This is a genomic window from Vermiculatibacterium agrestimuris, assembly GCF_943193085.1.
Lineage (GTDB): Bacteria > Bacillota > Clostridia > Oscillospirales > Oscillospiraceae > Vermiculatibacterium > Vermiculatibacterium agrestimuris.
Genome location: NZ_CALPCU010000009.1, coordinates 1 through 21,450 on the forward strand (window position 1 = coordinate 1; position 21,450 = coordinate 21,450).

The following is a 21,450-nucleotide window of genomic DNA, read 5'->3' on the forward strand; positions in this document are numbered from 1 at the left end:
CTCCGGCAGGTCAAATGGGATCTCATCCTCAATACATTTTACCGCTCCATCGGCGAACTTCTCATAATGTAAATTATCCTCACCAACAAAGATAATAGTATCATTCTTGATATCCTTGGCTTTGAGCTTACCATCTTTCACCATCTGCTGCTTTTGCTGACGAATGCGCTCCAGCAGAACAGAAGCCGGTTCATCATTGGGATCTTGCGGAACCAACTTACCACGAATGGCAAGATCAAGCACCTTTTGCCACAATGCTTTCGTATCCATTATTCATCTACCTCGCCAATCAGTTCTTCCAGCGCAGCCACAGCCTTGGCAATATTAGCGGACTTCTCCTTAATCTGCTCCAACAACTCCGCAAGAGTATAATCCGCCATACCAGAGTCAGACTTTATCCAAGTGATATCCAGGCTGGTCTTATCCCGATCCAAAATTTCCTCATAGGTGTACTTGCGCCATCTGCCGTTGGGATTCTCCTCGCTGAAGGTCTCCTTCCGGGCGGACAGGTCACCGTCCTTATAGCACTCGACAAATTCGTCAAAATGACTTTCTTTCAAGGGATTCGTCTTTCCAAAGGAGGGCATATCGGAACGAAGGTCATAAATCCAAACTTCCTTTGTATTGTTCTTATCGGAAGTTCCACGGGTAAAAAACAGCACGTTAGTTTTAACGCCCTGGGCATAGAAAATGCCGGTGGGCAGGCGCAAAATGGTATGCAAATTACACTTCTCCATCAGGTCACGGCGAATACGCTCACCGTCACCATCCGCAAACAGTACATTGTCTGGCAAAACCACAGCAGCGCGGGCATTGCCATGAGTATTCAAGCTGCGGTAAATATGCTGCAAGAAATTAAGCTGCTTATTGCTGGTCGGAAATGTAAAGTCATCACGGGTTGCACGCTCACCGCCCTTTTTAGTACCAAAGGGTGGATTGGTTAGTACCACATCATAACCCTTCATATTCTTACCGAAGTTGGAAAGAGTGTCTCCAAGATAGATCGGGCCACTGATATCGTGCAGCATCGCATTCATCAATGCCAGCCGATGGGTATCATGCACCAATTCACATCCAGAGAAAGCCTGGGTTCTCTGAAATTCCTGCTGATCTACGGGCAATTCAAACAGGTCATCGGTGTGATCCTTAACATAGCGGTCAGCAGCAATCATAAAGCCAAATGTACCACAGGCGGGGTCATTACACCGTTCACCGGGCTGCGGTGCAATCAAACGGGTCATAACATTGATAAGCACTCGGGGCGTGAAATACTGTCCGGCGCCGGATTTCTTTTCGGTAGCGTTCTTTTCGAGCAACCCTTCGTATAGATTGCCCAAGCCCTCCTCTTTGGCGCTATACCAATCAAACTGATCAATGGTTGTAATGATCTTCTCCAGATTCTTGGGCTCGTCAATATTGGTCTGTGCCCCCTGATAGATTTCACGGACACGGCCAGTGCAGTTGTCCCCCAGATGGTCGAGAAGTTCCTTATAGAAACGCTTAAGTTCAACGCCCTGCTTGCCGGTAAGCTGATCCCAGCGATATTGCTCGGGTATTGCTGTTTCTGTACCAGTCTCTTTGCACATCTTCAAGAAAAGAATATAGGTAAGCTCAGTAACATACTGCTGATAAGTAATGCCGTCATCTCTCAGCACATTGCAAAGATTCCAGAGTTTTGCTACGATCTCCTGATTGTTCATGCCACACTTCCCCCATCTTCATAGAGATACTCATTCAGCTCCGTAATGATCTCACGGAGCTTTCCGCCGAAGCGCCGGTCAATGATGGAAAATCCTCCAGCGTTCTTAAATGCTCCGACTTCAAAAATCTGCTCATCCAAAACGCTCTCTTCCAGGAGCACTTTTTCAATACGGTTAAGCCAATCAAGCTGATTCTTATTGAAGTCATGGTTAAGCTTTAATTTTGCAAAGGCGTGTTTTACTCGCTGTTCATGGCTAACCAGTGCGGAACCTAAAACCTGCTGACGGATAAATGCAATAATATCTGCCACAATATCCTGATTGGTCATCTCATTCCACGCCGTGTTCAACTGCTTCTCCGTGAACTCATGACGGTCCAGCTCCAGTTTCAAGCTCTTAAGATCTTCTCTGGTGAGTTCAGAGGGTTTCGTACAAACCGTCCGCAGTGCGGCGATGGTATTCATATTGTTGTTAATAAATGCTTTGAATGCATCCAGATAGTCTTCCGGCTTCTGCCCCTCGCCGTAGCCACGTGTATGGCTAATCAGTTCATCCTCATGGTAGTCAATCACTACTGAGTGCTTACTGCGAGGCTTGTCCATATCCAATACCGAGAAGGCTTCACGATGGTTCAGAAGTTCTGCGGTTGCCTCTTTGACAGTACTGCCATTGAGGTGTTCTGCAAAATCAGAAAGATCTTTACCCCCAGTAAGATGGATAAACTGTTCCCGGGCTTTCTCGCTTACATTACGGCGTTTCCTCTGCAGCTTGGCAACAACCAGATCAATTTGATAGGCAAGCTGTTCGTCAGTAGCTGCTACTTCCAGTCCCCTAATCAAATCTTCGAAGCCGGCCGAGGGGTTGGTCACAACAGGCTTCATATTGCTGACATCCTGCAAGGATTCATATACACCCACAGGATCATAAATCTCAAAATGGGTTTTGCCAATAACGGGACATAGCCGGGTAGCTCGGCCCAGCATTTGTTCAAAGAGAATACGTGATTTGATGCGGCGCATAAAGACAAGAGTGGTTATTTCCGGCACATCAATGCCCGTGGTTAAAAGATCAACAGTAACCACGACTTTGGGTAGAGACTCATTCTTGAAGCGCTTGATGGCCTCGGATATCTTCTTTTTATTCCCTCCTGCCACGCTGCCGGTGATCTTCATCACCGTATCGTTATCAACGCCGCCCTCCGTATAAATCTCTTTCAAAATCTTGACGATAAGATCTGCGTGGTTGTCATCAACGGCATAAATAAGGGTCTTTCCCTGCCCGTCCGGATTGAAATCCCAAGCAATTTCTTCGAAAACCGTGCGATTGAAGTTTTCAGTAATGACCCGGCGGTTGAAGCTGTCAATTTCAAACTTCATATCATCTTCCAGCTCATCACTATTAAGGACTTCGCCGGTAACCGGATCGTATATTGCAAGCTGCTCTCCCTTCTCGTAATTGATACCTTCTACACGAAGTTTAGTGCGGATATCATGGGGGGCATCATGATCAACCAGATAACCGTCAATGACCGCTTCACGGTAGGAATAGTTGAAAACAGGCTTTCCGAAAATCTCGGTTGTGTGTAATGCCGGAGTCGCCGTCAAAGCAACCTTCACGGCATCAAAATATTCGATAACAGTGCGGTATTTGCTGATATAGTCATCCTGATTGCGATAGAGCATCTCCGTTTCGCTCATCTCTTTATCCAGAATGTATCCACGATGTGCCTCATCAACCACGATCAAATCGTAATCTGTGACAGAGGGCATGGTATCGCCTTCGGGATAGAGAATACGCTTAACAAGACTCTGCACCGTTGCAATATGTATTTTAGTTTCCTTATCGATTTCCTTTTCGTCCAGCCCTTTAATGTTATAGATAGAATCCAAAGTCATCAATTCTTCGATTTTGACTTCCTTGAACACATCCTCAGCCTGCTCCCCCAGCGCTGTTCGATCTACCAGAAATAGTACCCGCTTAAAGCGGTCACTCTTAATAAAACGATAGATCATGCCCAGAATCGTACGGGTCTTTCCGGTACCAGTCGCCATGGATAGCAAAACGGTTTGCTTTCCATCAATAACAGCTTGCTCCGCTGCTTCAATGGCTCTTATTTGATATTTGCGAAGATTCAAACCGTCTGGATCGCATAGCAGATCCAACGGTGTATTTTGGAGTACTGCGTTAGCCGAAGCAATATCCTTTTCAAGTTGCTCCATCAAACCTTGAGGGCTGATCCATCCTTGCAATGCCTTGGGTGCATTAGCTCCACTGCGCAAATCCTGAAACCAGATACCGGATTTGGTATCAATCTGTTTCAGATACTTGCGGCCATTGGTTGCAAAGACAAACGGGACTTTATATGCTCCCCACTGATTGATGATATACTCTTTATGTTCGGCCTTGATTCCCTTGGCATACTCTTTGCACTGGTAGTCAATCACTGAGGGGATATCAATCGCTGCTTTTTTGGCCTCAACAACCCCCACAAGCTTCAACCCAACAAACAAGGCATAATCTGCATAGCCGTTTTTACCCACGGTAGAATCGGTGGGCCACTCAGCAATGGCAAGATTTTTTCCTTTCTGGGGGCGGGCACCTTTAGAATAGCACAGGCTGTTAGTGTCTGCTTCCCAGCCATACTTGCGAAGCTGCTCATCAATGAGATAGCGAGTTTCAGCTTCAGAAAGCTCCATGCTCTCAGATGCAGTTTCGCCCTTTTCAGCTCGTTCCTTGGCAGTCTTAGACGATGCTGCCGTGGATACCTCCTCGATCTGCTTGGAAAGCTCTGTAATCCTTTCTTCTTGCTCCTTGATGATAGTCTCATAATCCGGCTGCTCTACATTTTCTGGCACAACAAAGGCGGGAGCAATATATCCCCAATCGCCATATACCTCCATAAACCAAACCGCAAGGTTATAGGTCATAGAGAGTAGAGTTTTTGCATCCTCTATGGAATCCGCACCAGCGTGTACGGCATCGTTACGGGTCTTACGCAATGCGAATAGGATATCGTCAATTTTCTTTGGGATCAAACCTTCTCGTTTCAGCAGGCGAATCCGGTTGGCATGCGTATTGTCTACGGCAGGTTCCCTAATATGCTCAAAAGCAAAAATCTCACGGACCAAGCGCTCCCCAAACATGCCCATCTTATATAGGCAGGCGTTGGCATCAGAATACACATAATTCTCCGCCGCAGCACCGATCTGTGCCAATGCCGGCCAGTATCTATTAAGAAATTCAAAATTAGACTTCATGTGTATCCTCCTAACTTTAGTAGAGCTTCCGATAATTCTATATTATCAGAAGTTAAGGGACAAAAAATAATTCTCGGCTACAATACCGCCCTTTTGCAAAATGAAGTATATTGGTTTCCTCAGTCGCTCGTCACAGGGGTCAGAAACCGCCTCAGAGTTTTTCCTATATCTCCCGCGATTATCGCATCAATACAATTACTCTTATAAACACCGCTCTAACGATTCAATTTCATACGGAGTTAGACAGCGATTTATCAGCTGACGGTTTCGAATAATGGCCGAAATTACTTGGTCCTCCGTCAAGTCCTTTAGACGATGCCTATATCGATCCAATATCTTTCTGATTGCAGAACTCGGAACGCCAAATTCTGTAAGAATACGAATATTTGCATCAGTAAATTCATTTTCAATTGCTTCTGCTATAAATGAATAATCTCCTGCTTGGATTCCCTCTTCCGCAGCAATATATTTCTGGAGTGAGTCGACAACATTCAGCCACTTGGGAATTTTATATTGCAACCAGTTCTTCTGAAATCTAAATATAGTTTCAATTGCTTCATCTGCAAGTTGTCGTGCCACTTCAGGATAGTCAGTTATAAACTGCTTCATTGAGAAATGTATATCTGAATAATTATTAGTAATCTTTTTAAGATGCTCTTTGGCATAATAGGAAACACGGTCATTAATCATTTGCCGGATATTTTTGTTATAAATATAGCTGACCGTTTGGGTCGCCATCCATTTTGTGGATATAAGCACATTTTTATCGTTTCCCTCAACAAAACGTTCTTTTACTAAGTCAAATATAACGCAAAGATGACCATACAGTTTTTTATCTCTTAAATCTCTCCAAACAATGTCGCCTCTACCATTTGGATCAAGCATCATCTTACGGATGATTGGCAACAACTCAAGCTGATCCTTAATTGAGACAGCATTACGCTTCAAAATAACTTTCAATGCATCAGGCAAACTCTCGAAGTGCTGATACCGTTCCATATTGAAAGATTTAACTTCAGCTTTTTCAATGTTTACCAGCACTTCATCATCAATCGGATTCTGGGTGTATGCCGGAATATCGACAGTCATTTCTTTCGCCTGCGGCGGTTTTTTAAGATTTATTACTCGACCGACACAATGCTCCATTAAACGGCCTGCTCGCCCTCGAATGTTAGAATAGTCAAAATAATCAACATTACGAGTACCAATTTTATTATCATAATAAATCACATTTTTAGCAGAAGTATTAACGCCCTCAATTATAGTGTTAGTACAGAATAAAAATCTTAGCTTGCGGTCATTAAAGTATTTAATAGTTGATGTCGTGATATGTTTGGGCATGGAGCCATCGTGAACTCCAATCCCATTTGCAAGGCAGTGTGCCAGAGACCATTCAACGCCAAGATTTTCATGAATCCATTGAATCAAAGGAATGTCCTCATTTCGTTGGATTCCTTGGTCTTCCAGATGATTACAATAGGCAAAGGCCAACTTTCGAGCGGTCGACGGTGATGAACAAAAAATTAGAGATTGATCCTCAGTCTTATCTAACACTGCGAAAATATCTTCGGCTGACACTTTGCCGCCCTGCTTTTTCTTCACAATATCATAGAGATTCTCTGTTTCAGTATAAACCAGCGAATAGCCAGTCTTGTAAAAAACAGCATCATATTTTTCCAAGAAACCGGGAGAAATATTATCAATATTTGGGCCCAACAGATAAAAATGGCAGGAAGGATTCCTCATCATACGAAGAAATGCGATATTCAATATATTTGCCCTGTTATCTTCCCGCTGCTTACTAAGCTTGTAAAATTCATCAATAATAAGCAAATCAATATGTGGCATATCAGGGTACTCTAATACTCGCTCTGCTGTAAGCAAAAAAATATTTCCTTTTTCTGTCGAGGCGGTTTGCGATGTTCGAACAATTATCTTGTATTGATCAGAATACCGTTTTAATTTTATTCGAGTCTCGTCAAGCAACGCCAAGGTGGGCTGAATAATAACAATATTTCTATATATGCCACTGGCAACGATCTCTTCAATCAATAAGCTTTTTCCAAAACTGGTAGGAGCACTTACAACGACATTCCGCTTTGAAAGAACCAGTTCTGATAGTTCTTTTTGCTTACTATGTAGACTTTTATCAAAAATATAATCTGACCGATGATATTCCTGCCGTATGCGTGCGTCAAGATCGGTTAGCGTCATTTTATATTTTTCAATATAGGGATAGAAGCCGACTGCCTCAATTAAATCCTCCCACATGGGTTTCAATGCGGTTGGAACAGTCTCCCATACATCAATGATTTTTATCAAATGATTTCTTCCAACTGTCTGAGTTTCGGTACTCTCTGAATTCAAAGCGTTAGAAATGGCCTGGAACAAATCAAATTGATCATTAGGCTCTAACAAGGCAATATTATCAATTTTCTGAAAGAAATCCATATCTGCCTCCTGGTTAGATACTTTGCATATGCCAAATTTTTTCAATCATACATTTCACAAGCTTTTTCTTTGCTTCTATGGGCATAAGAATCAATACCGTTTGAACCCGCTCCCGATAAGGAAACGTGTTAATTGAATTATAATAATCACGAAGTGTTGTTGTATGGGTAACGATATCTGCATCTTTGATAGCATCATCGACGGCTTTTAGATAGTCCAACGCGATATTATCTTCGTAAATGCATAAAAGAGGGATGCATATATATTGAAATACATCTTTTAACAAAACAGGCTTGCTCAACTTTTCAATCCATACTGCCCTTTGGGGGTGCTCCAACTGAGCTTCAAGCCCACGTTTGATAATTACATACTGCTCAGTAAGGTAGTCTTTGGTTATATGCTTTTTTAGGTCTCCGACCAATTCGTCAATACCGCCTTTTATAACTCCGTTGGTTTTCCACGCCTTATAGAATTTGGTTTCGCCTAACCATAATGTCTGGCCATCCTGGCTAACATGTACAGCATCAAACCCTTTTGCTTCCTGGGAAAAAGAATCCTTAAAATACATTTTTGAAATGAGGGGAATAGTATTTTTAAATTCTTTTAGAATCATGTGCAATATAATTTCTCCCAACACCCCTTTTTTCTCATACCATCGCAAAAAGTCAGGATCCCATTCTTCCTCAGGGATATCACGTTCAAGATAATACCTAAGTCTATCAATCTCATGAAGCTTTAGGAGACTTTGAGCTGCCTCTCTCTGTTTCTTTGTGATTTGATCTCTCGGAATTTCCGCATATGCAAATGCATACTCTAAAATATTTTCAGAAAAAACGGAAGCAAAATTATCATATGCGTACTGCAGTAGGCCATCACTACTCACGTCTGTGTTTAACAACACAGTGTTCACGTCGTCCTCGTCAATTTTCAAAACCAGGACCCCGCTCCGGCCCATATTATTTATGGCTTGCATTAAACCACCTTGCTCTTTCTTTTACTGCATATTATCGTCTTCGTCTGGCACGATCTCCATAATATCCTCCACTCGGCAATCCAGCGCTGTGCAAATCTTCAAAAGGATTTCCGTGGTAACATGACCGTTATGGCCCATCTTGGTCACAGATGCCGAACTGATGCCCGCTTTGGCACACAAGTCTTTCTTTTTCATATCTTTGTCGATGAGCAGCTTCCAAAGTTTTTTATAACTAACCGCCATAACATAGTTCCTCCATACCGACATACAAAAAATGCCCTGCCGCTCGGCAGAGCATTTTTATAGATCCATACTGCCGAGGCGTATACCAACACTGACAGCGTTGTAATTCATATTATCAGATTTTGGCGAAAAAGGCAAGAAAATAATGTGATCGCATGATTATTCTTGCAGTTGGAAGCTAGCACGCATCTCACTCTCTTGCATGGGGCACGCAAAATTGATATACTAAACTCAAGAAAACTGCACTGATATAGGAGGTTCGATATGATCTGTGAAATCTGCAAAGACGAGGCCTTTCTTGCTCAAAAGGCGGAAGTCGCCACGACAAGCGACCTTGGCATAGCGCAGGATCTTCTGGACACCCTCATCGCTCACAAAGATGGCTGTGTGGGTATGGCGGCAAACATGATCGGCGTCAATAAGCGCATCATTGCCTTTGACAACGAGGGCGAATATATGGTCATGTTCAATCCTGTCATTGTCAAACAGTCCGGACCCTATGAGGCCGAGGAGGGCTGCCTATCCCTCACTGGCACCCGGAAAACCAAACGCTTCCAATCCATCAAGGTGCAGTGGCAGAACGAAAATTTCCAGACCCGAATCAAGACCTTTACCGGCTGGACGTCGGAGATCATCCAGCACGAGATCGACCACTGCGAAGGAATTATCATATGAAAAAGCAGACAAAAATCATTCTCGCTGTATGCTTGACCTTTCTTCTCCTGCTTGGGGTCGGCGGCTATGCCTATGTGGCAGACTACTACCGTGCTGACGAAGCCGCACTGGCCGCCATGGCCTATCAGACAGACGAGGTGCAGATCAAGGAGGACGGGAATATAACCTGGTTCGTTCCCCAGGAGCCGATTGCAGGGCTGATCTTTTATCCCGGAGGAAAGGTGGAACACACGGCCTACGCTCCCCTACTGCGGGCCTGTGCAGAGCAGGGGCTCCTCTGTGCCCTGGTTCGGATGCCCGGCAACCTGGCGGTGTTGGATGCCAATGCGGCAGATGGGCTTCCAGAAAAGTATCCAGAGGTCACAACCTGGTATATAGCTGGGCACTCTCTGGGTGGCGCCATGGCAGCATACTACGCCGCCGCACACTCAGATGATTACAATGGGCTCATCCTGTTGGCTGCGTACTCCACCAAGGATCTCACCCAGACACCGCTGCGGGTACTCTCCATCTATGGCTCGGAGGATGGGGTGATGGATCGGGAGAGTTACAAAAAGAATTGGGCAAACCTTCCTGCTGACACCACAGAAGTCATTCTGGAGAGCGGCTGTCATGCCCAGTTCGGTAGCTATGGCTCTCAGGATGGCGATGGTACTCCCGCCATTTCAGGTGAGGAGCAAATCAAGCAGACGGTAGAGGCCATTGCCGCCTTTGCTGTCCCATAAAACATGATTGATGCGTGGCAAGCACAGGAACTTCGCATATTTCTCCAAAAGTATTGACAAATCTGTATTCTCTGTTATAATACAACGATTTAGTTCAGTAAGACTAAATGGGAGGCATGGGGAAAACAAGTTTGGAGGAATCGCTCATGTATCATTTTGACTATGTGTCTCGAAAGAAAGCCATGCCCTACAAAAAGGAACTCATTGAAATCATCAACAGGGTTCAAGATGAGGTGAGAAGTGATTTTACATTTCAGTTTACCTTCATCGGCAGTTCAAAGCGCAACATGATTACCTATGATTCCAAGACTAACAAGGGATTTGACTTTGATGTTAATATCGAAGTCAATGACGATGATGAAGACTATGCGCCGAAAGAGATTAGGGAGATTTTACGGGAAGCGTTGAATCGCATCGCACGAAACTATGGATATTCGCCTTGTGAAGATTCGACCCGAGTGCTGACGATCAAGTGTATAGATTATCGTCGATCATCTATCATACATAGTTGTGATTTTGCGATAGTCCATAATTGTAAAGAAGGACAGCAGTATATTCAATTTGATAGACAGACAAGAGCTTGTGCCTGGGCGTTTCAAGCGCAGCCTGATCGTGACCTTGAACGAAAAGTAGATGTCCTTAAGAAAAAGGGCTTCTGGAATGAAGTACTGGACATATATCTGGATAAGAAGAATCTGAATACAGATCCTAATAAGCATTCCAGATCCTTGTACGCCCAAACAATAAACGAGTGTTACCAGCGGCATTTTGGCAAATAAGAACATCTTTTGTGGCTCACTAAAATAGGCCCCAAGGGGATGTCTGTTTCCTTGTTTACAGCAAGGTAACTGCTTCCCCCTCTCAGAAAAGACTTGCATACCTCCTCCGTCAGAGTTACAATTCAATCAACAGAAACAAAAAACGCTTCCCGTCCTGGCCAGTGCAAAGCATCAGCTCAGGGTAGGAAGCGTTTTTGACCACATATTTAGCCACAGTTGGGGCTGGACCACATGGAAAACCCACGGTTAGAGAGTTCTAAAGAGCATATCAAATGGAGCAGAAACTGCTATAAATGTCCAAAAAATGTTATAAAAAAGTTCTCTGTATTCTTTGGGATGTGGAAACCGTGCGTTCAAGTTGCGCCACTCAAAACAAAGCCCCTCTGAAATCAGCAATTTCAGAGGGGCTTTTGCTTATTCATTGATTGGCGTATCAACTGCTGATAGACTACCGCAGCACCCAATTCTGACTTTCGGTCTGCAGCCTCACCATTCGGGCAAATGCCCCATTCTGCTTCATCAGCTCCTCCGGCGCTCCTGTTTCCGCCACAGTGCCATCGGACAGCACCACGATCTTGTTGGCATTCTCCACCGTCCTCATGCGGTGGGCGATGATGAGCACCGTCTTTCGCTCTACCAGCCGGGAGATGGCCTGCTGGATCTCCGTTTCATTCTCCGCGTCCAAGGAGGCGGTGGCCTCGTCCAGCAGAATGATAGGTGCGTCCTTCAAGAGCGCGCGGGCGATGGAGATGCGCTGCCGCTCGCCCCCGGAGAGAGTGGAGCCGTTCTCCCCGATCATGGTCTGATACCCCTGGGGGAGCTTGGTGATAAACTCGTCACACATCGCGTCCTTGGCCGCCTGTATGACCTCCGCATCCGTGGCGTCCTTCCGGCCGATGCGGATATTCTCCATGATGGTGTTGTTAAACAGCGTCACATCCTGAAATACGATGGAGTAGGCAGTCAGGAGCCTTTCCGGGTCAACCTTGCTCACATCCACGCCGCCCACGGTGATCTTGCCCCGGTCTATATCCCAAAACCGCGCCGCCAGCTTGGCGGCGGTGGACTTGCCGCCGCCGGAGGGGCCGATCAGGGCCGTGACCTCGCCCTGCTTGGCGGTGAAGGACACATCCTTCAGCACTGTCTCGCCGCTATTGTAGGCGAAGCCCACATGGTCAAAGACAATGTCGTAGCCCTTGGGAGAAAAGGCCGGTTCGCCGCGCTGGGAAGGAGTTTCGTTGATCTCATTCATGCGGTCGATGTTTACCTGCAGGGAGTTCATAGCCGCCAGATTTTGCAGGGAAAAGCTCATGGGCTCATAGATGCGGGAGACCACCAGCAGGAACAGGAAGAAGGTCACAAGGGATAACTCGCCGCTGACCAGGCGCATACTGCCCACCAAAGCCACCGAGGCGATGCCCAGCTTCAAGACCATTTGGGCCGGGACTACAAACATGGCCGAGCCCAGCTCGCTCTTGATATGCCGCACCTCCAGTACGTCGATCTTCTCCCCCAGCCTATCCAGATATTGCTGCTCCGCCTTACTGCTTTTTAGGTCTCGGATGGTCTCCAAACACTCCTGCACGCCGTCCGCCACAGCGAGATTTGCGGCAGTCTGCCTGCGGGTAAAATAGTTCTGCGCCTTTTTGGAGACACCCACGATCACCAGCGCCACCGGCAGCACCCACAGGGCGGCGAGGGCCATCTGCCAATCGTAGCATAGCAGACTGACAGCAACCAAGCAGGTGGAGATCACCGAGCCGTAAAACTGAGGGACATAGTGGGAAAACATCTGCTCGGCGGTTTGCACATCCCCCATGATGGTGTTGGTCAGGTCGGACAGATCCTTTTTGCCGAAGAAGGACAGGGGGAGCTGGCGCAGCTTCTCCGCCAGCCGGATGCGGCAGGCCCCGGATTCCCGGTAGGTGGAAAAGTAGGTGGCATTGTACTTCCAAAACTCGGAGAGCCAGACCAAAACCAGCGCCCCGGCAATTCCAGCGGCATAAAGCCCGTATTGGCCGGAGGAATGTCCGCCCCTCAGGAAATCGCTCACCAGCAGATAGAGCAGCCCCACAGGGAGCATCAGCACCAGGTCGGCCACAGCGCAGGCGGCTGTGGCCCGCACCAGTCCCTTCGCCCCCTCCCGAGAGAGGGCAAAGCGTTTCATCAGCTTGTCGATCATTTCGCAGCACCTACCTTCCAGCTCACAGAGGTCTGATAATCCTGCCACATCTTGGCGTAAAGCCCGCCGCCGGCCACAAGGGCGTCGTGGGTGCCGCTCTCCTCCACCCGGCCCTCCCGCAGCACAAAAATGCGGTCGGCGTTCTTGACGGTGGTCAGCCGGTGGGCGATCATAATGACCGTCTTGCCCTTGGAGAGCTGCTCAAAGGCCTGCTGCACCAGGGCCTCGTTCTCCGGGTCGGCAAAGGCGGTGGCCTCGTCCAAAATGAGGATGGGCGCATTCTTCAGCATGACACGGGCGATGGCGATGCGCTGCTGTTCGCCCCCGGAGAGGTACACGCCCCTTGTCCCGATCACCGTGTCGATGCCCTGGGGCAGCTTGGCGATAATGTCGTCGCACTGGGCCTCATGGAGTACACGCTCCACCTCCTGCCGGGAGGCGTTGGGCCGGGCCAGACGCACATTTTCCAGAATGGATGCCTTCAGCAGACGGCTATCCTGGAATACATAGGCCACGGTGTCCATCAGCGTCTCCTTGGGGATGTCCTTTACGTTGACGCCGCCGATCTGGATAGCCCCTCCTGTCACATCCCAAAACCGGGAGATCAGCCCCGCCACGGTGGTCTTGCCGCCGCCGGAGGGCCCTACCAGAGCCACGGTCTCCCCAGCGCCCACCCGGATGGTCACATCCTTGATCGCATCCTCTGCGCCCCCTTTGTAGCGGAAAGACACGTTTTCCAGTACCACAGAATTGTCCATTGGAGCTTTTCCGCCGCGGGTCTCGGGCAGCGGTTTCTCATCCAGAACAGTGTGGATGCGGGATAGGGCGTCGGCTACGATCATCCCATTCTCGCTCATATACATGACCTTGGACATGGCCGTGGCGATAATGGGGGTAAAGATCACATAGAAGAGAAAGTTCAGCAGAATCGGCTGTGCCACCGGCCCGTCCCCGGTCAGGATCAGCGCCAGCACGATCAAAAACGCAAAGGCGCTGTTGATGAACACCGTGTACATCAGCATGGATCCCCGGCACTTTTTGCAGTAGGCAATGCAGTATTTGTAATAGTTGTCGATGGTGCCCTTGAACCGGGCAAAGGAGTGGACGGTCTGCCCGAAGGTCTTGACCACGGGGATGCCCCGGACATACTCCACCGCCTCGTTGTTCATATCCGCCAGCGCGTCCATATAGTCTTTCATATCCTTCGCCATCTGCGGCCCCACCATCTTGAACATGGCGGCAAAGCCCAGGACAATGGGCAGGAGGCTGACAAGGCCAAACCGCCAGTCGAACAGGAACAGCATGACGATCATGCAGACAGGCGTGGTGATGGCCGCCGACATATCGGGGAGCTGGTGGGCCAGATAGGTCTCGGTGGCCGCGCTGCTGTCGTTGACGATGCGGCGGATCTTCCCGCTGCCCATCTCCCCGATGAAGCCCAGGGGAAGCTCGGCAATGTGTGCCATCAGCGCCTTGCGGATGTTTCCCGCAATGCGGAAGGCCGACAGGTGGGAACACATCAGGGCACACACATAGATCACGATGGACGCCAGTGCAAAGCCCACCGCCATCCATCCATTATGTACGACCTGGGCAGCTTCTGCGTAATTAGGGGCCACCGCAATGACCTCCTGAATGATCCGGAACAGGAACACAAAGGGAAACAGGGCCAGTACCGCGCTGACGGCGGACAGCAGCAGGGACAGGTAAGTCAGATACCTGTGTCCCCCGGCGTAACCCATCAGTTCCTTGAGATTACTTTTCTTCTTCACATAGATGCCTCCTTGTGGGAAAGGTGTATGATACAGAAAGCGCTGCAGTCGCCCTCCAATATCCAGAATTTATAGTTAGTGTTAGCTAACTTAGGACCAAAAATAATAGGGCTCACTGCCCCATTATTTTCATCCAGCCGGCGGTAGAAAACTCCCGCAGCTGGTCAATGAACCGTTTGGCCCGGGCCTTGGGCATATCGTGGCGGACGATCTCAAACATCCCCTCAAACATTCCGCTGGCGATCATGTGGCACAGTTCCTTGTCCAGCTCCGGAACTTGATGCCCCAGACTTTTCAGCACCTCTATATAGCGGAATGTGTACTCTACCTCGATCTCTACCATATTGTGGACGAAGTTCTCATAGGGGGTACCGTCGCTGCAGCAGATCAGGAGCTTAAAGGGCCTGTAGTGGTCGTAGACATAGTCGATCATCCACTCCACGCACTCGCCGGACTCCTTGCCCATGTGGGCGGGCTGCTGCTCCCTGGGCAGCTCGGCAAATTCTGTTTGCGCAATCATAAACCGTCCCATCACCGCCGCCGCGTGAGGCTCTACAATGGACGTAAACAGGGCCTCTTTGCTGGAAAAGTACCCATAGAAGGCCCCGGTGGTCACCCCGGCATTTTTCACGATCTGCCGCAAAGAGGCGTCCCGGAATCCCTTCTCCAGAAATTCCGCCATAGCCGCACAGTGGATGCGCTCCAGCGTATTCTGTTCTCCCTCGCCCATAGTATCAACCCCGTAACAGCGTTATATAACATTGTTATATTATAGGCACTAAAATCTCTCTTGTCAATACCCAAGAGAGATTTTATTTCTGAAACTCCACATGGAGCATAAAGCTCATGTGGACGGTTCGCATGATCCAGTTGAACAGCCGGGTAATGGGCGTTTTCCGGTATCCGCCTTTCAGATAGCCGTCGGCATAGTCTTTCTCCATCACATTGATGATGCTGGGCGACCAGTTCTCCAATTCCTCTTTGGGCCGCTCCAAGGAGAAAAAGGATTTTGTGCTGTTATTCCCCGCCAGTCTCACCTCGGCGTTGACCCCTTTCAGCCCCAGGGAATTTACCGCGTCAAAGGTTATCATGCCGCCGGGGAACCGCTCCGCCATGGCGCAGAGCAGGCAGCGCACCTGCTCTGTCTCGAAGTAGTAGAACAGGCCCCCGGCAGTAAACACGACGCCCTTTGCCGGGTCAAAGTCGATCTGGTCGAACCAGGAAAAGTCGTTGAGGTCGCAGACCACATTCTGTTCATGCTCGCCCTTGGGAATGTGCTTTTCCCGCAGGGCGATGACGTTCTCCATGTCCAGGCAGTACCAGGGATTTGTCTCGTTCCCCATCTGCCGCCGCAAACAAGAAAGCCCCGCTCCCAGTTCTACGACCGTGGCTTGGGGGTGCTGTTTCAGATATTCGGCGATCTCCCAGGCCAGATTGTACTGCCGGATGACGCAGTTGATCCACATGTATTGCAGGCGGTACATGGCCCTGCCGGAGATGTCCTCTGCCCGGATGATTGCGGCGGGGTCGGGTTTTTTCACCAAAGGGGGTGTAGGGGACTTCCTCGCCGTGAAAGCTCCATGCGCTCCCCGGCATTATGGTGATCCCTCTCTCCTCAGAGAAACCCTGGCACACCGTATTCATGGGGGCCACCGCCACCACCGCGTTGACCAGCCCCGGCAAAAGGCTTCCCGCCGTCAGCGCCAGCTCCGCCCCCTTGGAAATACCCCACAGCCCCACTTTTTCATAGCCCATGTCATGCAGCCGCTTTGCCGCCGCCTCCAGCGGGTCGATGGGAACATGATAAAACTGTTTGGGCAATCCTTCCTCCATCACATAGGCCAGGGCCAGTGCCGTCAGCCCATGAGCCTGAAAGACCTGCGCCAGCATCCGGATCCACTCAAATCTCCCATCACTGCCGCTGAAACAGATCAGCGCCTTCCCCAGATAGCTGTCCCGCTCCGGGCGGAACAGCTCCCCGTGAAAGCCGTCTGTTTGGAGGCGGTAAGTCCCATGATCTCCCTGTTCTGACATATTCTTTTCACCCACCCCTGTTTTGCTTTTTCAGCGATCCTCTCCTAAAGCTCCAACCCCTGTTCGGAGCGATACCCTTATCCTCTTTCCCACTCCATAATGCTGCGGGACAGCTTTTCGTCAATATCCAGCCGGGTCTGCCGGCACTCCTCCGGGTATTTCCGGGCAGCTTGGAACATGAACCGCACCAGCAGCCGAATGTCGCTTTCTGTGAGGAGCACGGTCTCTCCCCTACTGTGGGAGGAGGTGACCTTCTTCACCGGAAACGCCTTGCGAATGGCGTCATTGATGTGGCTCTCGCACATCCCGCACATCATCCCATCTACCTGTACTGTAATTTTCAGTATGATACCCCTCCTGCTTTTTGTTCTCTGTCCCATTGGGAATCCTTTTTGCAGATATAGAAGTCACAGCAATCTCCGCCGGCGGCGAGGGTCTTGGTTCGGTAAAGCGCGCCGCCCATCCAGCCGATGGACAGGGTATCCAGGGCGCACAGATAGGGCACCAATTGGGATAGGCCCTCCTGGCGGCCCAGGGCGCACAGGCCGCACTGGTGGTAGAGCACGGTGAATTCCTCCGCGTCCCGGCCCAGGACGACCTCCGCCTGCCAGTTGAACGCCCCGCCGGGGGCGGCATTGTCCCGCACTGCCTTTGCTGCCCGCTTTTGCTGTGCCGCCAGGGTGAATGCCGCCTTTGCTTTTCCGGTAAAGGACGCTTTGACCATGGGGCTTTCCAGCCCGGCTACCACCATCTTTCCAAAGCAATCCTCGCCCATTTTGCCCTCCGCCGCCTCATAGATGGACAGCCAGATCATCCCGGCCACAAGGCAGATGTGGAGGGAGTTTCCGGTCAGCCCGCCGATGCCGGGAGTACGCTTCACCATCTGGCGGTAGATCGTCTTGGCCTTCTTTTTCAGCGGCGTGGCATCCCAGCCCTGCTCTGTCAAGTAGCGGAGGGACGCCGGGGCGATGATCTGCCACAGAAAGCGTTCACAATATGTGTATCTCATGGCGAAATCTCCTCTCCCTGTTTCGTCTTATCCGTCATATATTGATAAAACTCCCTGTGCAGCTGCCGCATCTCATCCGGGGCGTTCATGGAGTGCCGGTACATAAACATCTCTCCGAATCGGCTTTTGAAAACGGCGGTCAGGCCGATTCGCAACAGCCGCACCGGCGCAAGCCGGAACAGGTTCATTTTCCGGGGAGACAGGGAGAAGCCCAAGGCGTGAAGTGTCCGAAAATTATGCTTGAGCTGCCTTGCTGTCCGGTCCATGACCGCTTTCTCCCGCCATACCCTTTCGGGATGCTCCGAGGCGTAGTAGACGTCGGCAATGGGCACCACCATGGCCAGGTGGCACAGCTGCCAAACCTGCATATCCTTGACGATTTGACAGGGAATACCCGCCTTTTTGAACAGCCGGTACAGCTCCGCAAGGCGCTTTGTTTTCGCTCCGCCGATCTCCCCAAAGGTCGTAGGCTGAATGAGCCTTGGAGTCAGCGCGACTTTCAAGGTATTCCCTTGAAAACTGCCGCCTGCTCCGGGAAACGCGGGGATAATGCGCCCCTGTCCACAGGGCGCCTCCCACCGGCTGTATGACTCCAGGGTATTCACCATGGTCACGATATTGGGACTGCAATTGGAACAAAGCTCTTTCAGCACCGTATGTACCTGGTTCTCCCTGACCGTCAAAAAGATATAATCATACCGTTCCGCATCTGCGACACGGTCGATGACCTTTACCTGCGCCGAAAGAAGCTGTCCCCTGTATTCATAAGCAGGCCGCTTTCCTTCAGCGTGTCCAGCCGCTTTCCACGGGCATAGACGGTGGTGTCATGTCCTGCTCCGCTCAGCAGCGCAGCGTAAAAACTGCCGATGACACCCGCTCCATAAATCAAGATTTTCATATTCGTTTACCCCAGCGCCACATCCAGCGCCAGCATGACGGTAAAGCCCAACCCGAAGAACAGCGTCCCCAGGTTGGAGTGTTCCCCGGCGGACGCCTCCGGGATCAGCTCCTCTACCACCACATAGATCATGGCTCCCGCGGCGAAGCTGAGCAGATAGGGCAGAGCGGGGAGAATGAAACCCGCCGCCCAAATGGTCAACATGGTGGCGATCGGCTCCACCACACCGGAGAGAATACCATAGAGAAACGCGCGCCCCTTCCCCACTCCCTCCGCCCGCAGGGGCATGGAGATGATGGCGCCCTCCGGGAAGTTCTGAATGGCGATGCCGATGGACAGCGCCAGCGTACCGGCGGCGGTGATGCCGCCGTTGCCCGCCATCCAGCCTGCCAGCACCACGCCCACCGCCATACCCTCCGGGACGTTGTGGAGGGTGACGGCCAGCACCAGCATGGTCGTCCGTTTCAGCCGGGTGTGGAGGCCTTCCGGCTGACTGCTGTTCTGGTGAAGGTGTGGGATCGTCCTGTCCAAAACCAGCAGGAACAAAACGCCCAGCCAAAACCCAATGACCGCCGGGAGAAATGCCCAGCGGCCCATATCCTCCGCCTGCTCCATGGCGGGCACCAGCAGGCTCCAGACGGAGGCCGCCACCATGACCCCGGCGGCAAAGCCCGTCAAGGCTCTCTGCACCTTGGTATGAAGTCGCCCCTGCATCGCAAACACGCAGGCCGCCCCAAAAGCCGTCCCCAAAAAGGGCAGCAGGATTCCCAAAATAAATTCCGTTGTCATATTTTCTCCTTATAAATATAGTTAGTGTAAGCTAACTATAGCTTACGCCATTCCCTTCTGACTGTCAATCCACTTTTAGAAGGTACTCCCCTTTGGGGGAATGACCGGTTTGGAGCGGCTTTTACAGCTCCACGCCCTCGTGGGCCAAAAGCCACCGCTTTTTATCCAGGCCACCGGCATAGCCGACGAGGCTCCCGTGCGCGCCCACCACCCGGTGGCAGGGCAGGATGATGGAGATGGGATTGTGTCCCACCGCCCCGCCCACAGCCCGGGCAGAGGCAGTCCCCAGCCTTTCAGCCAGGGCGCCGTATGTGCTCACCTGGCCGTATGGTATCTCCTTCAGCCGGGCCCAGACCGACCGCTGAAAGGCTGTCCCCTCCGGCTTCAATGGCAGGTTCTCCGGGGTGGGCCTCTCCCCGGCAAAGTATGCGTCCAGCCAGGCTTTGACCTGCTTGAAAACGGGCAGATCGTCAACCGTCTCGGGCAGCTCCGTCAGGGAGGCCAGGAAGTACTTCTGCCCCTCGATCCAAAGTCCTGTCAAATACCGGCCGTCGCCAGCCAGAGTCAGCATCCCCACAGGGGCGTCATAGTGGGCCGTATACAACATACGTTTCCCTCCTTTTGAGATAGTATAACACATTTTTCGGCCCCTGGCTACCGTCGCCTTGACGACAGGCCGCCGGCCATGATAAGATAGCTTCACACAAAGGAGGGCGCGGCTGTGACTGCTGATGAGCTGTTATTTTTCAACGATATGCCCGGAGCTGTGCCCCTATATGACGCTCTGCGCTCCCACATTCTTTCCCTCGCCCCCGAAACGGCCATAGAGGTAAAAAAGACCCAGATCACCTTCAGGGCCCGGTATGGCTTCGCCTTTGTCTCCCTGGGACGGATGAAGGGCTGCCCAGAGGTCTATCTCATTCTCACCCTGGGGCTGGAGCGGCGGCTCTCCTCCCCGCGGGCAGCCGTGGCAGTGGAGCCCTACCCCGGCCGTTGGACACACCATTTCATCATTTCAGCCGTAAACCAGTTGGACGAGGAGCTGTTGGGCTGGCTCCGGGAGGCCCATGACTTCGCCCAGCGGAAGAGCCGGCGAAAATGACCGGCAAGGAGCGTCCTTATGTCTGAAATCATTGAGATCGCCGACCTCTCCGCCCCAGAGCTGGACGTTTTCGCCCGGCTTACCGGGCGGCAGCTGCGCAATCGCCGGGAGGCGGCCAAGGGAATATTGATCGCCGAGAGCCCCAAGGTCATCCTCTGCGCGCTGAGGGCGGGCTGTGAGCCCCTCTCCCTTCTGATGGAGCGGCGGCAGCTTCCCCTGCAATCCGATCTTCTCCTGCGCTGCGGCGAGATCCCCGTCTACACCGCCGACCGGGAGGTGCTGGAGCAGCTCACCGGCTACGCGCTCACCCGGGGCATTCTCTGCGCCATGCGGCGGCCCTCCCCGCCGGCGGCGGAGGAGATCTGCGCCGGCGCCCAGCGGGTGGCGGTACTGGAGGGGATCGTGGATCCCACCAATGTGGGGGCCATTTTTCGCTCGGCGGCGGCGCTGGGCATGGACGGGATACTCCTGACCCCCACCTGCTGCGACCCGCTGAGCCGAAGGGCCGCCCGGGTCAGCATGGGCACCGTGTTCCAGCTCCCCTGGGCGTGGATCGGCGACAGAGCGGAGGACTGGCCCCAGCCGGGGCTGGCCAGGCTCAACACCCTGGGCTTCCAGACCGCCGCCCTGGCCCTTCGGGAGGACGCCCTCTCCGTGGACGATCCCAAACTGGCGCAGATCGAACGGCTGGCGGTGCTCCTGGGCACAGAGGGGGACGGGCTGGCCGCCGAAACGGTGGCGCAGTGCGACTATACCGTCCGCATCCCCATGTGTCACGGCGTGGACTCCCTCAATGTGGCGGCCGCCAGCGCCGTGGCCTTCTGGCAGCTGCGGGAAAGCCAATAAACCAAAAAAGAACGC

The 21,450-nt window shown here is 51.2% G+C and carries 21 protein-coding genes and 1 pseudogene; 6 read left to right on the top strand and 16 right to left on the bottom strand.

The annotated features are described in order from the left end of the window. The 6 genes and pseudogenes from NFR87_RS04350 to NFR87_RS04375 all read right to left on the bottom strand — a co-directional run. Positions 1-270, bottom strand: a pseudogene (locus NFR87_RS04350) (restriction endonuclease subunit S); the annotation flags it as partial. Beyond that, on the bottom strand, positions 270-1,700 hold the full coding sequence (locus NFR87_RS04355; RefSeq protein WP_251446929.1) for a class I SAM-dependent DNA methyltransferase: 1,431 nt from the start codon (positions 1,698-1,700) through the stop codon (positions 270-272). The pseudogene NFR87_RS04350 and the gene NFR87_RS04355, both read right to left, overlap by 1 nt. Continuing rightward, positions 1,697-4,957 (bottom strand): type I restriction-modification system endonuclease, encoded by a 3,261-nt coding sequence (gene hsdR / locus NFR87_RS04360; protein WP_251446932.1) that lies wholly within the window; start codon positions 4,955-4,957, stop codon positions 1,697-1,699. The genes NFR87_RS04355 and hsdR overlap by 4 nt, the downstream gene beginning before the upstream one ends. Positions 4,958-5,158: 201 nt before the next feature. Beyond that, positions 5,159-7,408: a DEAD/DEAH box helicase gene (locus NFR87_RS04365; protein ID WP_251446935.1), complete on the bottom strand. Its 2,250-nt coding sequence runs from the start codon at positions 7,406-7,408 to the stop codon at positions 5,159-5,161. A 13-nt stretch (positions 7,409-7,421) separates the two neighbouring features. Beyond that, entirely contained in the window at positions 7,422-8,318 is an 897-nt protein-coding gene (locus tag NFR87_RS04370; protein WP_251446939.1) for a HamA C-terminal domain-containing protein, read from the bottom strand. Between the two features lie 84 nt (positions 8,319-8,402). After that, positions 8,403-8,624, bottom strand: a complete 222-nt coding sequence (locus NFR87_RS04375; protein WP_251446941.1) for a helix-turn-helix domain-containing protein — start codon at positions 8,622-8,624, stop codon at positions 8,403-8,405. 264 nt (positions 8,625-8,888) lie between these two features. Here NFR87_RS04375 and NFR87_RS04380 point away from each other — a divergent pair, with 264 nt between their 5' ends. From NFR87_RS04380 to NFR87_RS04390, 3 genes are all read left to right on the top strand, one after another. Continuing rightward, positions 8,889-9,299 carry a peptide deformylase gene (locus NFR87_RS04380; RefSeq protein WP_251446944.1) on the top strand — a complete coding sequence of 137 codons (411 nt, stop codon included), beginning with the start codon at positions 8,889-8,891 and terminating at the stop codon, positions 9,297-9,299. Further along, positions 9,296-10,024, top strand: a complete 729-nt coding sequence (locus NFR87_RS04385) for an alpha/beta hydrolase (RefSeq protein ID WP_251446948.1) — start codon at positions 9,296-9,298, stop codon at positions 10,022-10,024. The genes NFR87_RS04380 and NFR87_RS04385 overlap by 4 nt, the downstream gene beginning before the upstream one ends. A gap of 146 nt (positions 10,025-10,170) precedes the next feature. Next, complete coding sequence (locus NFR87_RS04390) at positions 10,171-10,803, top strand: hypothetical protein (protein WP_251446951.1); 633 nt, start codon at positions 10,171-10,173, stop codon at positions 10,801-10,803. A 448-nt stretch (positions 10,804-11,251) separates the two neighbouring features. Here NFR87_RS04390 and NFR87_RS04395 read toward each other — a convergent pair whose 3' ends face one another. From NFR87_RS04395 to NFR87_RS04410, 4 genes are all read right to left on the bottom strand, one after another. After that, entirely contained in the window at positions 11,252-12,985 is a 1,734-nt protein-coding gene (locus tag NFR87_RS04395; protein ID WP_251446954.1) for an ABC transporter ATP-binding protein, read from the bottom strand. Further along, a complete protein-coding gene (locus NFR87_RS04400; protein WP_251446957.1) occupies positions 12,982-14,757 on the bottom strand; it encodes an ABC transporter ATP-binding protein in 1,776 nt (591 codons plus the stop codon). The genes NFR87_RS04395 and NFR87_RS04400 overlap by 4 nt, the downstream gene beginning before the upstream one ends. Before the next feature lie 112 nt (positions 14,758-14,869). Further along, a complete protein-coding gene (locus tag NFR87_RS04405; RefSeq protein WP_251446959.1) occupies positions 14,870-15,487 on the bottom strand; it encodes a TetR/AcrR family transcriptional regulator in 618 nt (205 codons plus the stop codon). An 82-nt stretch (positions 15,488-15,569) separates the two neighbouring features. Further along, positions 15,570-16,298, bottom strand: a complete 729-nt coding sequence (locus tag NFR87_RS04410) for a class I SAM-dependent methyltransferase (RefSeq protein WP_251447156.1) — start codon at positions 16,296-16,298, stop codon at positions 15,570-15,572. A 259-nt stretch (positions 16,299-16,557) separates the two neighbouring features. On the opposite strand from NFR87_RS04410, the gene NFR87_RS04415 reads away from it, so the two are divergent. Next, complete coding sequence (locus NFR87_RS04415) at positions 16,558-16,788, top strand: hypothetical protein (protein WP_251446962.1); 231 nt, start codon at positions 16,558-16,560, stop codon at positions 16,786-16,788. Between the two features lie 80 nt (positions 16,789-16,868). Here the strand turns inward: NFR87_RS04415 and NFR87_RS04420 are convergent, their stop codons facing one another. From NFR87_RS04420 to NFR87_RS04440, 6 genes are all read right to left on the bottom strand, one after another. Continuing rightward, positions 16,869-17,096: a hypothetical protein gene (locus NFR87_RS04420; protein WP_420910703.1), complete on the bottom strand. Its 228-nt coding sequence runs from the start codon at positions 17,094-17,096 to the stop codon at positions 16,869-16,871. Between the two features lie 35 nt (positions 17,097-17,131). Beyond that, positions 17,132-17,800 (bottom strand): L-2-amino-thiazoline-4-carboxylic acid hydrolase, encoded by a 669-nt coding sequence (locus tag NFR87_RS04425; RefSeq protein ID WP_251446965.1) that lies wholly within the window; start codon positions 17,798-17,800, stop codon positions 17,132-17,134. Then, the gene (locus tag NFR87_RS04430; protein ID WP_338147034.1) at positions 17,797-18,483 is read right to left on the bottom strand and encodes a ketopantoate reductase family protein; all 687 of its coding nucleotides are present in this window, start codon (positions 18,481-18,483) and stop codon (positions 17,797-17,799) included. Before NFR87_RS04430 ends, NFR87_RS04425 begins: the two co-directional genes overlap by 4 nt. Before the next feature lie 47 nt (positions 18,484-18,530). Next, positions 18,531-18,698, bottom strand: a complete 168-nt coding sequence (locus NFR87_RS10480; RefSeq protein WP_338147035.1) for a ketopantoate reductase family protein — start codon at positions 18,696-18,698, stop codon at positions 18,531-18,533. A gap of 6 nt (positions 18,699-18,704) precedes the next feature. After that, positions 18,705-19,487, bottom strand: coding sequence for a ZIP family metal transporter (locus tag NFR87_RS04435; protein ID WP_251446966.1), 783 nt, complete (start codon positions 19,485-19,487; stop codon positions 18,705-18,707). A 121-nt stretch (positions 19,488-19,608) separates the two neighbouring features. Continuing rightward, positions 19,609-20,094, bottom strand: a complete 486-nt coding sequence (locus NFR87_RS04440) for a methylated-DNA--[protein]-cysteine S-methyltransferase (protein ID WP_251446969.1) — start codon at positions 20,092-20,094, stop codon at positions 19,609-19,611. Between the two features lie 114 nt (positions 20,095-20,208). Between NFR87_RS04440 and NFR87_RS04445 the strand changes: the two genes are divergently transcribed. Further along, positions 20,209-20,589 (top strand): DUF5655 domain-containing protein, encoded by a 381-nt coding sequence (locus tag NFR87_RS04445; protein ID WP_251446971.1) that lies wholly within the window; start codon positions 20,209-20,211, stop codon positions 20,587-20,589. Between the two features lie 18 nt (positions 20,590-20,607). After that, the gene (locus tag NFR87_RS04450) at positions 20,608-21,435 is read left to right on the top strand and encodes a TrmH family RNA methyltransferase (RefSeq protein WP_251446974.1); all 828 of its coding nucleotides are present in this window, start codon (positions 20,608-20,610) and stop codon (positions 21,433-21,435) included. Positions 21,436-21,450: the final 15 nt, after the last annotated feature.

What these genes read in the sequence shown, in the direction of transcription:
- NFR87_RS04355 (WP_251446929.1), bottom strand. Translation starts at nt 1,700, where the DNA reads ATGAACAATCAGGAGATCGTAGCAAAACTCTGGAATCTTTGCAATGTG.
- hsdR (WP_251446932.1), bottom strand. Translation starts at nt 4,957, where the DNA reads ATGAAGTCTAATTTTGAATTTCTTAATAGATACTGGCCGGCATTGGCA.
- NFR87_RS04365 (WP_251446935.1), bottom strand. Translation starts at nt 7,408, where the DNA reads ATGGATTTCTTTCAGAAAATTGATAATATTGCCTTGTTAGAGCCTAAT.
- NFR87_RS04375 (WP_251446941.1), bottom strand. Translation starts at nt 8,624, where the DNA reads ATGGCGGTTAGTTATAAAAAACTTTGGAAGCTGCTCATCGACAAAGAT.
- NFR87_RS04380 (WP_251446944.1), top strand. Translation starts at nt 8,889, where the DNA reads ATGATCTGTGAAATCTGCAAAGACGAGGCCTTTCTTGCTCAAAAGGCG.
- NFR87_RS04385 (WP_251446948.1), top strand. Translation starts at nt 9,296, where the DNA reads ATGAAAAAGCAGACAAAAATCATTCTCGCTGTATGCTTGACCTTTCTT.
- NFR87_RS04390 (WP_251446951.1), top strand. Translation starts at nt 10,171, where the DNA reads ATGTATCATTTTGACTATGTGTCTCGAAAGAAAGCCATGCCCTACAAA.
- NFR87_RS04395 (WP_251446954.1), bottom strand. Translation starts at nt 12,985, where the DNA reads ATGATCGACAAGCTGATGAAACGCTTTGCCCTCTCTCGGGAGGGGGCG.
- NFR87_RS04405 (WP_251446959.1), bottom strand. Translation starts at nt 15,487, where the DNA reads ATGGGCGAGGGAGAACAGAATACGCTGGAGCGCATCCACTGTGCGGCT.
- NFR87_RS04415 (WP_251446962.1), top strand. Translation starts at nt 16,558, where the DNA reads ATGATAAAACTGTTTGGGCAATCCTTCCTCCATCACATAGGCCAGGGC.
- NFR87_RS04420 (WP_420910703.1), bottom strand. Translation starts at nt 17,096, where the DNA reads ATGTGCGAGAGCCACATCAATGACGCCATTCGCAAGGCGTTTCCGGTG.
- NFR87_RS04425 (WP_251446965.1), bottom strand. Translation starts at nt 17,800, where the DNA reads ATGAGATACACATATTGTGAACGCTTTCTGTGGCAGATCATCGCCCCG.
- NFR87_RS10480 (WP_338147035.1), bottom strand. Translation starts at nt 18,698, where the DNA reads ATGAAAATCTTGATTTATGGAGCGGGTGTCATCGGCAGTTTTTACGCT.
- NFR87_RS04435 (WP_251446966.1), bottom strand. Translation starts at nt 19,487, where the DNA reads ATGACAACGGAATTTATTTTGGGAATCCTGCTGCCCTTTTTGGGGACG.
- NFR87_RS04440 (WP_251446969.1), bottom strand. Translation starts at nt 20,094, where the DNA reads ATGTTGTATACGGCCCACTATGACGCCCCTGTGGGGATGCTGACTCTG.
- NFR87_RS04450 (WP_251446974.1), top strand. Translation starts at nt 20,608, where the DNA reads ATGTCTGAAATCATTGAGATCGCCGACCTCTCCGCCCCAGAGCTGGAC.